This window comes from Caulobacter sp. CCH9-E1, from assembly GCF_001556515.1.
Classification (GTDB): domain Bacteria; phylum Pseudomonadota; class Alphaproteobacteria; order Caulobacterales; family Caulobacteraceae; genus Caulobacter.
Window position 1 is genome coordinate 1 of sequence record NZ_LSJA01000252.1, and the last position, 1331, is coordinate 1331.

Consider the following 1331-nt stretch of genomic DNA (forward strand, 5'->3'; position numbering starts at 1 on the left):
CTTGGCGACGCCGTGGTTGTCGGCGTCGGTGGCGCTCTGCCGATAGGTGACCGGAACCGAGACTGTCGGAGCGGCCAGCGGGACCGTGATCGTGGTCACCGCGGGACCGACGCCTGTGAAGTAGCCGGTCTGGCGGAAGTTGTCGGTCGTCTGCCGGCCGAACTCGGCGCCGAGCAGCAGCTTGTGGCCGATACGTCCTGTGGCCGCCGACCAGGTCAGGTCCGTCTGGTTGAACAGGTTCTCGCGCTGCGTGGCATTGTTGTAGGCGGAGAGGGAGACCGCGGTCCCGGCGGCGTTGACCGCCCCGGGATAGACGTTCTGGTAGGCCTTGTCGTAGTCGCCGAAGCTGGTGACGTTGCGCAGGCTGACGCCGCCGAAATCGGGCTCACCTCAAGGTTTGTTCGCTAGAGTGCGCCAAGAAGAACAAAAGCGGCATAAGGCGGCTAACGCCTCATCGCAACCTGTAGAGTGGAAGGAGTCCAGGGGCAGCGAAACTAAGCCGCGTTCCGCTGCGCGCCCTTGCTGCGCCCCGCGAACACTTCAACCAATCGCCCTAGCTGAACCGCCTCGCGGCTCAGGCTGTGGCTCGCCGCCGTCGTCTGCTCGACCATAGCGGCGTTCTGCTGTGTGACCTGGTCCATTTCGTTTACTGCCGTGTTCACCTCGGCGAGGCCGGCAGCTTGTTCTCTGGCGGCCTGCGCGATGTCCCGAACCAACCCTTCAATTCGGCTGAACTCGGAAACGACACTGGTCAGTGCGTCGCCTACCTTGACCACAAGGTCCACACCGCTCTGGACGCTTGAAGACGCTTCAGCAATCAGCCCCTTGATCTCCTTGGCGGCATCGGCGGACCGCTGGGCGAGTGCTCTCACCTCTTGAGCCACAACCGCAAAACCCCGGCCCGCTTCGCCAGCTCGTGCGGCTTCAACGCCTGCGTTCAACGCCAGAAGATTGGTCTGGAAGGCGATCTCGTCGATCACCCCGATGATTTGGCCGATCTGACGCGAAGAGGCGTCGATGCGCTCCATGGCGCTGATCGCCTGGCCCGCCACTGCGCTGGATCCGGCGACGTTGTTGCGACTTTCGGACATGGCCTGCTGCGCCATCAGGGCGCTTTCCGAGGTCTGCCGGATAGTGGCAGTCACTTCGTCCAAAGCAGCTGCCGTTTGTTCGAGACTGGCAGCCTGATGCTCGGTGCGTCGTGACAAATCATCAGCAGCAGCGGAGATCTCACGCGCACCGCTGTCGACGGCAGCCGCGCTCGCAACAACCTGCGCTGTCCGTCGTCAGGACATTTGGCTCAGATGGGGGCGTAAATTAGCGGAGAGCGG

The 1331-nt window shown here is 63.4% G+C and carries 1 pseudogene; it reads right to left on the reverse strand.

From position 1 onward, the window contains the following. Window positions 1-494: 494 nt before the first annotated feature. Window positions 495-1277 (reverse strand): annotated as a pseudogene (locus AX690_RS14135) (methyl-accepting chemotaxis protein); the annotation flags it as partial. Between the last annotated feature and the right edge of the window lie 54 nt (window positions 1278-1331).